Source organism: Cyanobium sp. BA20m-p-22 (assembly GCF_024346275.1).
Taxonomy (GTDB): Bacteria; Cyanobacteriota; Cyanobacteriia; order PCC-6307; family Cyanobiaceae; genus Cyanobium_A.
On record NZ_JAGQCQ010000082.1, the window covers coordinates 1 to 11,700 of the forward strand.

An 11,700-nucleotide genomic window follows, 5' to 3' on the forward strand; every position below is an offset into this window, starting at 1 on the left:
CGCTCAGGTGCTTGAGCCGCAGCAGGCGCTCCGCCTGACCGGCGGGACACTCGCTGTGGAGCACGGTTTCCCAGAGGTCTTCCACTAGCTCCAGGCGCTCGCCCAGTAGCCGGGTGACCCGCTGGGAAGTCGGGGAGGTGAGGGTGGGGCTGGGCATTGACTCCCCCATTGGGCCTGGCTGAGCAGCAAACAGAGCCATGATCATCCCAAAGGGAGCGGCCCGGCGTCTGTGGCGATTGCCTCCAGCAGTTCAACTTCCCGGGTTGCCATGGCAGCGATCTCCAGGGAGAGCAACTTGCTGATCGGAACCCCGGCTTGGTGGCCAGCCAGCCAGCGCATGGCCTGATTGCCCTGTTCCAGCACCCCTCCCAACGGCGCCAGCAGCTGCGTGAGCCCGAGCTCGCTGGCCAGGGGGGCCAGGGCTGCAAGCTCCTCAAGCAACCAGCTCTTTGCCAGCACCGGCTGCCCATGGCGCCAGTGGTGCAGGGTGGCTTCCAGGCTTGAGACGGCCGCGGCCTTTTCGTTGGCGTCGGCCAGGAGGGCCAATTCGCTTGGTGTCAGGCTGCTGGCCTGGAGGGGGTCGCAGTGTTCCGGCTGGCGCAGCAACTGCTGCAGCCGCAGTTCGGCGAAGGCCGTGATCGCCAACAGCAGAAGCGGATCCGTCACCAGGTCGCAGATGCGGATCTCCAGCCGGTTGAGGTCGTGGGGCCGGTTGTCCCCATTGGGCCGCACTGAGGTCCAGAGGTGGCGCACGTTCTGCATCGTGCCGAGCTCCAGCTGCTGCCCCATCCAGTTGATGTAGTGCTGGTGGTCGAGGAACAGCGGCACCTCGGCCGGGGTGAGCGGAAACTGCAGCCAGCGTTGGGAGTGGGCGCCGGTGACCTCGCCGTCGAGGAAGGGGGAACTGGCGCTGAGGGCCAGCAGCAGGGCAGCCTCGCAGCGCAGCAGGCGGAGGCCGGCAAACAGGCGGTCCATTTGCCCGGGGCCCCGGTCGCTGATGGGCCCCAGGTTGATGTGCACGCTGGCGGTAACCACCTTGGTGCCGTAGGTGGCCTCGATGTAGCTGTGGTAAGGGTTTGCCGGGTCGGAGCGCTCGAAATGGCGGCTGTTGCCCAGGCTGAGGGCGCTGCCCGGCAGCAGGGTGAGCTGGCGGCTGGCCAGCCACCGGCGCAGGCGCTGACGCGGCTCGATCAACAGCTGTAGCTGGCGCGCGTAACTGGCATCGGGGGGCGTGATGTATTCCAGGTTGCGTTGGTCGGGCTCGGTGACGAAGCCCTCCAGGGCCGCCGCCGCCGCCGCTGAGCAACCCACCACCGTGCCGTCGGCCCGACCGGTGTAGAGCTCCACTTCAAAGCCCTTGAGCAACAGGGGATCCTTCATGGCTGGGGGGGCAGCAGGCAGGCAATTGCCTTGAGCATGCCGCGGGCCTTGTTGAGGGTTTCCTGGTATTCGGCAGCAGCGTTGGAATCGGCCACCACCCCGGCGCCGGCCTGCACCTGCACCCGCCAGCCCCCCTCTGGATGGGGCAGCACCACCATGGTGCGAATGGTGATGGCGGTGTTGAGGGCGCCGCCCAGGTCAACTCCGCCGTACACCCCGGAGTAGGGGCCCCGGGCATCGGGCTCCAGGGCATGAATAAGTTGCATGGCGCGGATTTTGGGGGCGCCGCTGACGGTGCCGGCGGGGAAGGAGGCCATCAGTAGGTCCCACACGGTTTGCCCCTCGGCCAGCAGTCCCTCCACCTGGCTGACGATGTGCATCACATGGGAATAGCGCTCGATCACCATCAGCTCGCCCACCTTCACCGTGCCGGGCTGGCAGACGCGGCCCAGGTCGTTGCGGCCGAGGTCAACAAGCATCACGTGCTCGGCCCGTTCCTTGGGATCGGCCAGCAGCTCTTTTTCTAGGGCCAGGTCTTCCGCTTCGTCGCGACCGCGGGGGCGGGTGCCTGCGATCGGCCGCAGCGAGGCTTTCACTCCCCCCTCCGGGATCGGTTCGGCCTTCACCATCACCTCGGGGCTGGAGCCGATCAGATACCAGCCGCCAAAGTTGAAGAAGGCCATGTAGGGCGAAGGATTCACCATGCGCAGGCTGCGGTAGAGCTCGAAGGGATCGCGGTCAATGCGGGTTTCCAGCCGCTGGCTAAGCACCAGCTGGAACACATCCCCCGCCTCGATGTGGTGTTCGCCCTGGAGCACCGCCGCCTCGAAGGTCTCCTGGCCGAAGTTGCTGCTGGTGATCAGGCTCTTGGCCATCTCAGCCGGACTGGCGTCGTGCCAGCGCAGGGGAGTCACCGAGGCTGGCAGGGGGGCGTGCATGCGCTCTTCCAGGGCGCTGATGCGGGCGGCAGCGGCGGCGTAGGCCATCTGCCGGTCTTGGCCGCCGCTGAGGTCGGCGTAGGCCACGGCGGTGATCTGGCGCTTCACCTGGTCGAACACGAGCAGGCTGTCGGCGAGCATCCAGGACCCATCCGGGGGGGAGTCCTCCCCGGGCTGGTGCACCGGCACAATCGGCTCGATCCAGCGGATCAGTTCGTAGCCCCAGAAGCCAAACAGCTGGCCCACCGGAGGCAGCCCCGGAATCGGCGGGCTTGAGAGGGGCTCCAGGCACTCGCGCAGCAGCTCGAAGGGGTTGCCCTGCAGGGTTTGGCAGCGGCCATCGCGCCAGCGGCGCTGGGAGTGGGCACCGCGGCTGGTGAGGGTCCAGAGGGGGTCGCTGACCACGAAGCTCCAGCGGCCGATGCGCTCGCCGCCCTCCACTGACTCCAGCAGCACGCCGTGCTCACTTGCTGCTCCCACCTTCAGCCAGGTGGTGAGGGGCGTTTCCAGGTCGGCGGGCCAGCGTTTCCAGAGGGGAATGAAGTTGTGGCCGGCTGCCACCATGTCCAGAAACGCCTGCTGGGCTAAGCCATCGCGATCGGTGCTCGGCATCGGTTTGGCGGGCAAAAAAAACGGGGCACCCAGGCCCCGCCCTTATGGGAGTTGGTCGACGCGATTCAGGCGTCGAAGCTGTTCTTGCCGGTGAACTTGAGGTTGGCCGGATTGGGGTTGGCGCCGATCCGGCGGGGGTTGTGGCCCACCATGGGGCGACCTTCGTTCACCTTCTCCGGGAAGACGCCATCCTTGGGGTGCAGGAATTCGGTGTCCCCACCGGGATAGATCCGGTAGATCTTGTAGTCCTCGATTCTGGGTTTGAACTTGGTGCGCAGCTGGGTGCCAAGGGCCAGGCACTGCTCCTTGCGGGCGAAGTACATCAGGTTGTCGCCCGCGTTCATGTGGGCGGCCCCGCCGGTGGGCAGCTCAAACACCTGTTCCTTCGGGCTGCTCCAGGTAATTGCGTATTTCTCCTCCGTTTCGGCGGAATTCAGCAGGCCGCCGGTGCTGCCGAGGTACTTCGGGAGTTGACCGCTGAGCGCCGTAGCTGCCATGGCTTTGGAACGTTTCAACCGGAAGCTAGCACTGAGGTTTTGGCCCGTTCTGCGCTTCGCCCGCAGTCTTCACACCCGTCAACAAACCGGCCGCTCAGCACACGGGAAAAAAAACGGTCAGGCCACTGCCGCTGCGTTCGGTCAGACGACCGCCGAGGCGATGGAACAGCCGCTGGGTGGCCTGGCGGCTGAGCTGCAGGCTGCCGGTGGCGGGGTTCCAGCTCAGCACCGGCCCCACCAGCTCCCGTTGGTCGCCCTCGCCATCCAGCACCGGCTCTTCCGGGCGATGGCCCTCGCTGCTCAGTTGCAGCTTGAGCCTGGAACCTGCCGGCAGCAGGCTGACGCTGACCTGACTGCCGGCGGGAAGGCTGCGGCTGAACCGGTCGATCAGGCCGCCGAGCATGGTTTCCAGCCGGGCCGGATCGCTGAGCACGGGCGAAAGGCCAGCTGGGACCAACAATTCCAACTCCAGGCCGCGGCGGGCCAGCTGCCGTTTCCACAGTTCCTGCTGCTGAAGCAGCACCTGGCTGAGGTCGGTGCGGGCCAGATCGTTTTGGCCCAGGGGCTGGTCGTTGCCTGGCTGGCGCTGGAGCTCGGCCGCCAGAAAGATCAGGCCAAATCGATCGATCTGCTCGCTGCATTCGCCATCGATCTGCTCGAGGCGCCCGCGCACCAGCGGCGGCAGGTCGCCGCGCCGCAGCAAGGAGCGAATCAGGGTGCGAATTGTGGCGAGGGGAGTTCGCACCTCGTGGGTGAGCGCTTCGAGCAGGGCCAGTTCGCTACTCACCTCCCGGGGGATGTCAGTGGGGGATCGGTCCCGACCCTTGCCCCCGTGCACCAGGGGTTGGAGGGTGAGGCTCGGCGCGATGGCGGCGAGCCGTTCCCCCACCCGGGGCCAGAACCGCACCCCCAGCTGCTCTTCGCTGCGCAGGGGGCCCAGCTCCTCCAGGGCGGTGCGCAGGGCCGTCGAGGCCCCGGGGTCGCTGGCCAGCAGGCGTCCGTGGATCAGGTTGAGGGCTTTGGAAAGGGCCTCCGGGTCGAATCGGGCGATCAGGCGCCGGCCCTCAGGGGGACCATCGAGGCAGAGCGCCACCTGCAGGCGGGGGGTCATCACCAGCAGCAGCGGATCGGTGCCATCGGCCGGCTCCAGGGGCAGCCGCTGGAAACCGCTTGCGCCCGCCCCCCCGGTTGGGGAGCTGCCGGCTCCCCCCAGCAGGGGAGCGGAGCTCGTCAGCAGGTCGGCGAGTTCCCTGGGCGCCCACACCCAGCCCTGGAGTTGCTGCAACAGCACCGGCTCGTAGAGGGCAGGCAGGGGGGCCGCCAGCCACAGCCCTTTAAGGGGTTGCATCGGCAGCAGGAAGTCCTCCTGCAGGGTGGCCAGGGCCGCCCACCACTGGCGCCGCACGCTGTCTTCGCTGCTGGCGCCAGCCGGCACGCCGTCCGCCAGGGCACTCCGTAGGTCGGCCAGGCTCACCAGGCTCCCTGGGCTGTTCGGCCCCGGCGGCCCACGGAGGCACATAGGCCGAGGGCTATGAAGTTAACAATCATGGCGGAACGTCCGTAGCTCAGCCATGGCAGGGGGATGCCGGTGATCGGTCCGAGGCCGATGGTCATATTGATATTCACCACCACCTGAAACATCAGCATCGCGCCGATTCCTACCACCACCAGGGCCTCGTAGTCGCTGCGGGCCCGGCCCGCGATCTGCAGCAGCCTGGCCATCAGCAGGGCGAAACCCGCCACAACCAGCACCGAGCCCAGGAAACCCGTTTCCTCCCCCAGGGCGCTGAAGATGAAATCGGTGTGCTGCTCCGGGATGAAACGCAGCTTGGTGAGGGATCCCTGCATCAACCCTGTTCCCCAGATCTGTCCGGAGCCGATACCCACCGTGCTCTGCAGCAGGTGGTAGCCCCCACCGAGGGGGTCCTGGCCCGGATCGAGGAAGAGGGTCAGTCTGGCCCGCTGGTGGGGCCGCAGGCCGTGCTGCCATAACCAGGGTGTTGCCACGGCAAACAGCCCTTGCACCGCCAGGCTGATCGCCAGGGCCACCCTTTTCCAGGGAAGGCTTTTCCAGGCCATCCAGCCCACCAGAGGAATCCAGCCCAGCAGCAGCACCGGCAGGGCGCCGGCCGTGATGGCTGTCACCAGGGGCGATAGCAGCAACAGCACCCAGGCTCCGGGCATCCCCGCCCAGAACAGCATCACCAGCAGCACGGCTGCGAAGACCAGGGAACTGCCCAGGTCGGGCTGCACGAACACAAGCAGCCAGGGCAGGGAGATCAGGCCCACAGGCCGCACCAGATCTACGGGGCGATCAACCGGGTGCCGGGCCAGCACCTCGGCGAGCAGCAGGATCGCGCCGAGCTTGGCAAATTCCGAGGGCTGGACGTAAAAACCGCCGATGTTGATCCAGCTCTGGGCCCCCAGGGCACTTGTGCCCACGAGGCGCACCGCGATCAGGCTGGCCACCATCGCGATGTAGATCGGCCACTTGAAAGGAAGCAGGCGCTCCAGGGGCAGCCGGGCCAGCAGCAGGGCCACCACCATGCCCACCGCCGCCGTCACCCAGTGCTGGTACCAGTCGGCGTAATTGGCCTGGCGCTGGGTGCTGGCGATCAGGATGCCGGCCAGCGCTGCCATGGCCAAAGGAACGCCCCAGAGCACCAGGTCGACCCTGGCCAGGGGACTGCGGCGGCCACCGCCGGCGCCGAAGACCCTCTTATTGCGCCGCCCTGACTGGCTCAGCATGGCTCTCAGGCCGGCACCAGGTGGGCCGCGCCAATGCGCCGGGCCAGGGCCATCAGGGCCTGGGCGCTGGCGGATTCGGGATGGGAGAGCACCACCGGCCGACCGGCATCGCCCCCTTCCCGCACCGGCATTTCCAGGGGTAGTTCGGCTAGCAGCGGCACCCCAGCCTCCTCAGCGAGGCGGGCACCGCCACCACTGCCGAAAAGGGCGTAGCGCTTCTCCGGTGCGTCGGGAGGAATGAACACGCTCATGTTCTCGACCACGCCCAGCACGCTGACGCCCATCTGCACAAACATCGCCAGGCCGCGGCGGGCATCGGCAAGCGATACCAGCTGGGGGGTGGTGACGATGATCGCTCCGGCCATCGGCACGGCCTGGGCGATGGTGAGCTGGGCGTCGCCGGTGCCAGGGGGCAGATCCACAATCAGCACATCCCGTTCGCCCCACTCCACCTGATACAAAAACTGGCGGATGATGCCGTTGAGCATCGGTCCGCGCCAGACAACGGGCTGGTTTTCCTGAATCAGCAGCCCCATCGACACCATGGCGATGCCGCAGCATTCGACCGGGCTGAGCACCTGGCTGGCGCCCTCGCCGCGCACCTCTGGGGTGCGATCGGCGACCCCGAGCATGGTGGGCGCATTGGGTCCGTAGATATCGGCATCGAGCAGGCCCACTTTGAGCCCGGTGGCGGCAAGGGCGCAGGCCAGGTTTACGGCCACCGTGCTCTTGCCCACGCCACCTTTGCCACTGCTCACCGCGATCACCTGCCTGACGCCTGCAATGGCTTGGCGCTGGGGGAGCTGACCGGCCCCAGGGCCAGGCGCCCCATGGCCGGCGGCACCGATGGGGGCGGCGCCTGTGGGCTGGGCCAGCTCGATCTGCACCTCGTTCACGCCGTCAATGGCCAGCAGGGCGGCCCGAGCCTCAGTGACGATCCGATCCCGCTGGGCCTGGGCAAACCCGGGCAGGGCGAGCAGGAACACGGCGCGCTCGCCGACCAGGCGGGGTTCCTGGATCCAGCCAAGCTCGATCAGGCTGCGGCCGCTGCCGGCATCGGTGACGGCCGTAAGGGCGGCATGGGCCTGCTCGACTGAGGCCATCGAGACTGCAATCAGGAACTGGGATCCTAGGGGCCATCCGCCTGGATCCGGTCGGCGCTGGCAGGGTGAGCGCCGCCCCCTGGCTCCTGGGGGGAGGGGGCTGGGCTGAAATGGTGGGACCTTTCCGGCGCCGCTTTGGCGCACTGTCCATGGCCAAGGTCTTAGAAGCGCCGCCAGCCGACTCCCGCACCAGGGCAAAAGCGCTGTTGATGGGCCTTCAGGATTCCATCTGCTCAGGCCTGGCTGAATTTGACGGGGAGGGCGATTTTGCCGAGGAGAGCTGGGTGCGGCCGGAGGGGGGCGGCGGCCGCTCGCGGGTGATGAAGGGCGGGCGCGTCTTCGAACAGGGCGGGGTGAACTTCTCCGAGGTGGAAGGCAGCGAATTGCCTCCCTCGATCCTCAGCCAGCGTCCGGAGGCCAAGGGCCACAACTGGTTTGCCACCGGCACTTCGATGGTGTTGCACCCGCGCAACCCATACATCCCCACCGTTCACCTCAACTACCGCTACTTCGAGGCGGGGCCGGTGTGGTGGTTTGGCGGCGGTGCCGACCTCACCCCCTACTACCCCTTTCTCAGCGATGCCCAGCATTTCCACCGCAGCCTTAAGAACGCCTGCGACAGCGTCAACCCTGCCTACTACCAGGTGTTCAAGCCCTGGTGCGATGAATACTTCTTCCTCCGCCATCGCGGCGAGACGCGCGGCGTAGGCGGGATTTTCTACGACTACCAGGACCCCCTCGGGGTGCTCTACAAGGGCCAGGATCCCGAGGGCCCCGCGGCCGCGGGGAGCAACCGCCTCGGGGCAATCGAGCAGAACTGGGAGCAGCTTTTTGCCCTGGCGAGTGCCTGCGGCAATGCCTTCCTGCCCAGCTACCTGCCGATCGCCGAGCAGCGCCAGCCCACGGCTTACGGCGAGCGGGAGAGGGATTTCCAGCTCTACCGCCGCGGCCGCTACGTGGAGTTCAACCTGGTGTTTGATCGCGGCACGATCTTCGGCCTACAGACCAATGGCCGCACCGAATCGATTTTGATGTCGCTGCCCCCGCTGGTGCGCTGGGAATATGGCTACCAGAGCGAGCCGGGCAGCCGGGAAGCCCTGCTCACCGACCTGTTCACTCGGCCCCAGAACTGGCTGGAGGACGGCTCGCTTGAGGCGCGCTGCGCTCCCCACCAGGCGGTGAGCTGACAGCTAGGGGCTGGGCGGGTTCGCGGCCCAGGCCCCTTTCGATCGCCTCCACCACCCGTAGGGCAATGGCATCGATGGTGGCCGCGCTGCGGCTGGGATCGCGCAGGGCGGCTTCGAGGGGCCCTTCGAGCTTGCCGATTTCGAGAATGGCGATGCCGCGCCGCGGCGCCCCCAGGCCATCGCGATAGTGGAGGGGATAGGGGCCAAAGGCCGCCGCCAGGCTTTCATCGAGAAGGCTGGGGGGGCGATGCAGCGGCGGGATCAGCCCCGACCCCACGCCGTCGGGCCCGTAGGCGTCGTAGTGGATCTCGAGGGCGTAGCCACCAGCTGCGGCGTGGGCTTTGCCAACGCTCCAGTTGGTGCGGGGATCATCGCCGTTGACAATCGTGCGCAGGGGCGGATCGTAAAAGCGGATCGCCAGGCCCCGCCGCTGGCCCAGGGAAACGACCGCCTGGGCGGTGAGCAGGTTCCAGTGGAGCTCGTCGCGCATGGTGGCCCGCATCGGTTTGGCCCCGCCCAGGTCCACAGCCGCCCCCGCCGTGCCGGCGCCACCGATCCCCTGGGAATCGGCATGGCCAGCCAGCACCAGAATCTCCGGTTGGCTGGCCATGGGGACCGTGCCCAGCCAGTCTTTGCTCAGGCGGCTGCGGGGCCCCGTCAGCGGATCGACGTTGGCGATCACGGGAGCTTGGGCGGTGGCGGCGGTGCCTAGGCAGAGAACCCCGATCAGGGCGGCCCCCACCCAGCGATGACGATCCATGGCTTTGGGGTCAGATGGGGGAACTGAGCAGGTTGCCGTCGCTGAATAGGCCGAGCTGGGGCCCGAGTTCGAGCTCCAGGGCAATCAGTTCATCGCGGTGGGCGCGCAGGCGCAGGGCACTGCCGGTAGCGGTGTCGTGGCTGATCAGCCTCAGCTCGAGGGTTTCGGCTCGCCTTGCCCTGTTGCGATAGATCATCCCGGCCGCAGGCCCGAGCAGGGCCAGCAGCAGGGGCCACCAGCCCAGGGAAGGCAGGAGCTGACGCAGCACCAGAGCGAGGCAGGCTGCGCCCACTGCCCCTAGCAGGGAGAGCAGAACGGCCAACCAGGGGCTGGCGGCCACCTGGGCGCGAAAGCAGAGGTGGCGTCGCTCGGGATCGCTGGATTCGGCCTGCCAGCCCCGTTGCAGGAGCCACTCGCTGAGCCGGCCCAGCACCTCCAGGGGCGGCCGTGACGAGCGCACCTCCACCACGGTGGTGCGGTCTTTGCTGGCGGCCCGCAAAAAGAAAACCAGGCCGATGGCCAGCAGCAAGGTCAGTACGAGGGTGGATCCGAGGTTGGCCATGGCGGCCATTCTGCCGCCGCCGGGCCGCGATGTGGCTTGGCAGCATGGGCGGGCTCCTGTCCCATTTCTATGGCCGCCTCCTCCGCCCCCAGCAACCTGCCGGCACCAGCCCGGTTCGCCGTGTTTGACGGCGACCTCGATGGGGAGTGGGCAGCCCTCTATGCCGGCGCGAGGGCCCTGGCGGTGGACACCGAGGCGATGGGCCTGATTCACGGCCGCGATCGGCTCTGCCTGGTGCAGGTCTGTGACGACCACGACAACGTCTGCTGTATCCGCCTATCGCGCGGCCAGTCCGCCGCCCCCCGGCTGCAGGCCCTGATGGAAAACCCGGCGATTGAGAAGGTGTTTCACTTTGCCCGCTTTGATGTGGCGGCCCTGGCTGAAAACCTTGGCATCACCGTGAATCCGATTTTCTGCACCAAGGTGGCCAGCCGCCTGGGGCGCACCTACAGCCCCCGCCATGGGCTCAAGGAGGTGGTGCAGGAGCTGGTGGGGGTGGAGCTCGACAAGCAGGCCCAGAGCTCGGACTGGGGTCGGGTTGAAGATCTCTCCGATGTCCAGCTGGCCTATGCGGCAGGGGACGTGCGCTACCTGTTGCCGGCCCGGGATCGGTTGGAAACCATGCTCCAGCGCGAAGAGCGCTGGGAGCTGGCCCAGCGCTGTTTTGGCTGCATCCCGGTGTTCGCCGACCTCGACCGCCAGCGCTATCACCTGTTGTTCGAGCACTCCAGCGGCGGCAACCGCTAAGCAGGGCTCAATCTTCGACCATGAAGTTTTTATCGTTGCCCACCGCCTCAAGTAGGGAGGTGAGCAATTCCTGGTTGTTGGTGCCGCTGGATTGGGCTTCCGTCAGCATCTGCCCAGCCAGGGCCAGTTTGGCTGGGGTGTCCCGGAAGCCCTGCTGGGAGGCCTTGACGTCAACTTTGCGGCGGGCGGCCGCCAGGCTGATACCCAGCTGGCTGGCCAGCAGGCCGCAGGCGGCGTTGTAGGCCCGATCGGGGATGCCGGCCATGGCGACGCAAGCAAGAGATCGCCGCATCATCCCAGTAGACGCTGCTCCACTAGGGCCGCCAGCTGGGCGCTGCCGCCGCTGGGGCCCATTCGGCGCCGGCCGATGGCGGCGAGTCGGGCCCGCTCGGAGGGGTCGGCGAGCAGCTGCCGCAGCCGATCGACCAGCTGCTGGGGGCTGGAGCAGGGCTGCACAGCACCGCCGAGCAGGCGGCTCTGGCGGCGGGCAAAGCCGGCCTTGAACTGGGGCCCCGGCCCCGGCAGGGAGAGGGCCGGCACCCCCAGCCCCAGCAGCTGTTCGGTGGCGGTGCCGGCGGTGGCCAGCCCCAGCTCGGCCCAGCCAGCCCAGCGCGTGAAGCTGTGCTGGCCCAGCAGCACGGTTAGGCGTCCCAGCCGCCAGCTGGCCGTGGCGCCGGTGGCGGCGACCTCCGCGGTTGGGGCCTCCGGCGTGAATCCCGCCTGGGCGAGCAGAACCTGCCAGGCCTGGGCTGTGGGCGTTGACCCTGAGGCCAGCAGCGCTGTGGCCGGCTGGTTTGGTTGCCAGAGCGCCAGGCACTCCAGGAGCCGGCGGGCGTTGCCGAGGGCCTCGGGCAGGCGGCTGCCGGCCAGCAGGATCAGGCGCCTTTGGCTCGCCAGCCAGGCCGGCAGAGGGGCCTGGGGGAAGCCATCCAGCATCGGGTTGCCAGGGGCCAGGGCCGCCACCCCATGGCGCCGCAATCCCCTGGCGGTGAGCCGGTCGCGCACGGCCACCAGCCGGCAGCGCCGGCTGCCCATCAGGGCCCACTCCCACCGATCCCATTCGCTGCCCTTGCAGCGGTGGTAGCTATCCGCCAGCGGCGTGGCGCCCCAGTTCGGCGGCCCCGCCGAGGCCCAGGTGTAATCACTTTTGGGCGTGCCGATGAAGC

12 protein-coding genes are annotated in these 11,700 nt (G+C 68.0%); 2 read left to right on the forward strand and 10 right to left on the reverse strand.

Annotated elements, in window-relative coordinates:
* Positions 1-201: 201 nt before the first annotated feature.
* The 6 genes from gshA to KBZ15_RS08930 all read right to left on the reverse strand — a co-directional run bounded on the left by gshA (position 202) and on the right by KBZ15_RS08930 (position 7,278).
* A complete protein-coding gene (gshA, locus tag KBZ15_RS08905) occupies positions 202-1,380 on the reverse strand; it encodes a glutamate--cysteine ligase (RefSeq protein ID WP_255014836.1) in 1,179 nt (392 codons plus the stop codon).
* Complete coding sequence (locus KBZ15_RS08910) at positions 1,377-2,930, reverse strand: anthranilate synthase component I family protein (protein WP_255014837.1); 1,554 nt, start codon at positions 2,928-2,930, stop codon at positions 1,377-1,379. Before KBZ15_RS08910 ends, gshA begins: the two co-directional genes overlap by 4 nt.
* A gap of 65 nt (positions 2,931-2,995) precedes the next feature.
* Entirely contained in the window at positions 2,996-3,427 is a 432-nt protein-coding gene (locus KBZ15_RS08915; RefSeq protein WP_255014838.1) for a photosystem I reaction center subunit II PsaD, read from the reverse strand.
* Between the two features lie 94 nt (positions 3,428-3,521).
* Entirely contained in the window at positions 3,522-4,946 is a 1,425-nt protein-coding gene (locus tag KBZ15_RS08920; protein ID WP_255014839.1) for a sensor histidine kinase KdpD, read from the reverse strand.
* Positions 4,898-6,175, reverse strand: a complete 1,278-nt coding sequence (gene rodA / locus KBZ15_RS08925) for a rod shape-determining protein RodA (RefSeq protein ID WP_255014840.1) — start codon at positions 6,173-6,175, stop codon at positions 4,898-4,900. The genes KBZ15_RS08920 and rodA overlap by 49 nt, the downstream gene beginning before the upstream one ends.
* 5 nt (positions 6,176-6,180) lie before the next feature.
* On the reverse strand, positions 6,181-7,278 hold the full coding sequence (locus KBZ15_RS08930) for an Mrp/NBP35 family ATP-binding protein (protein WP_255014841.1): 1,098 nt from the start codon (positions 7,276-7,278) through the stop codon (positions 6,181-6,183).
* Between the two features lie 110 nt (positions 7,279-7,388).
* Between KBZ15_RS08930 and hemF the strand changes: the two genes are divergently transcribed.
* Positions 7,389-8,465, forward strand: a complete 1,077-nt coding sequence (gene hemF, locus KBZ15_RS08935; RefSeq protein ID WP_255014846.1) for an oxygen-dependent coproporphyrinogen oxidase — start codon at positions 7,389-7,391, stop codon at positions 8,463-8,465.
* Here hemF and KBZ15_RS08940 read toward each other — a convergent pair.
* Positions 8,392-9,225 carry a dehydrogenase gene (locus tag KBZ15_RS08940; RefSeq protein ID WP_255014842.1) on the reverse strand — a complete coding sequence of 278 codons (834 nt, stop codon included), beginning with the start codon at positions 9,223-9,225 and terminating at the stop codon, positions 8,392-8,394. The two genes, hemF and KBZ15_RS08940, sit on opposite strands and share 74 nt — an antisense overlap.
* A 10-nt stretch (positions 9,226-9,235) precedes the next feature.
* On the reverse strand, positions 9,236-9,787 hold the full coding sequence (locus tag KBZ15_RS08945; RefSeq protein WP_255014843.1) for a cofactor assembly of complex C subunit B: 552 nt from the start codon (positions 9,785-9,787) through the stop codon (positions 9,236-9,238).
* Positions 9,788-9,856: 69 nt separating this feature from the next.
* On the opposite strand from KBZ15_RS08945, the gene KBZ15_RS08950 reads away from it, so the two are divergent.
* Positions 9,857-10,534 (forward strand): ribonuclease D, encoded by a 678-nt coding sequence (locus KBZ15_RS08950; RefSeq protein WP_255014844.1) that lies wholly within the window; start codon positions 9,857-9,859, stop codon positions 10,532-10,534.
* A gap of 7 nt (positions 10,535-10,541) precedes the next feature.
* Here KBZ15_RS08950 and KBZ15_RS08955 read toward each other — a convergent pair whose 3' ends face one another.
* Both KBZ15_RS08955 and KBZ15_RS08960 read right to left on the reverse strand, forming a co-directional pair.
* The gene (locus tag KBZ15_RS08955; RefSeq protein ID WP_254929779.1) at positions 10,542-10,799 is read right to left on the reverse strand and encodes a hypothetical protein; all 258 of its coding nucleotides are present in this window, start codon (positions 10,797-10,799) and stop codon (positions 10,542-10,544) included.
* A gap of 26 nt (positions 10,800-10,825) precedes the next feature.
* A partial coding sequence (locus KBZ15_RS08960; RefSeq protein WP_255014845.1) for a lipid-A-disaccharide synthase-related protein occupies positions 10,826-11,700 on the reverse strand: 875 nt, incomplete at its 5' end.

Bases quoted from the DNA above. Each gene is read 5' to 3' on its own strand.
- gshA (WP_255014836.1), bottom strand. From the start codon at position 1,380: ATGAAGGATCCCCTGTTGCTCAAGGGCTTTGAAGTGGAGCTCTACACC.
- KBZ15_RS08910 (WP_255014837.1), bottom strand. From the start codon at position 2,930: ATGCCGAGCACCGATCGCGATGGCTTAGCCCAGCAGGCGTTTCTGGAC.
- KBZ15_RS08915 (WP_255014838.1), bottom strand. From the start codon at position 3,427: ATGGCAGCTACGGCGCTCAGCGGTCAACTCCCGAAGTACCTCGGCAGC.
- KBZ15_RS08920 (WP_255014839.1), bottom strand. From the start codon at position 4,946: ATGTGCCTCCGTGGGCCGCCGGGGCCGAACAGCCCAGGGAGCCTGGTG.
- rodA (WP_255014840.1), bottom strand. From the start codon at position 6,175: ATGCTGAGCCAGTCAGGGCGGCGCAATAAGAGGGTCTTCGGCGCCGGC.
- KBZ15_RS08930 (WP_255014841.1), bottom strand. From the start codon at position 7,278: ATGGCCTCAGTCGAGCAGGCCCATGCCGCCCTTACGGCCGTCACCGAT.
- hemF (WP_255014846.1), top strand. From the start codon at position 7,389: ATGGTGGGACCTTTCCGGCGCCGCTTTGGCGCACTGTCCATGGCCAAG.
- KBZ15_RS08940 (WP_255014842.1), bottom strand. From the start codon at position 9,225: ATGGATCGTCATCGCTGGGTGGGGGCCGCCCTGATCGGGGTTCTCTGC.
- KBZ15_RS08945 (WP_255014843.1), bottom strand. From the start codon at position 9,787: ATGGCCAACCTCGGATCCACCCTCGTACTGACCTTGCTGCTGGCCATC.
- KBZ15_RS08950 (WP_255014844.1), top strand. From the start codon at position 9,857: ATGGCCGCCTCCTCCGCCCCCAGCAACCTGCCGGCACCAGCCCGGTTC.
- KBZ15_RS08955 (WP_254929779.1), bottom strand. From the start codon at position 10,799: ATGGCCGGCATCCCCGATCGGGCCTACAACGCCGCCTGCGGCCTGCTG.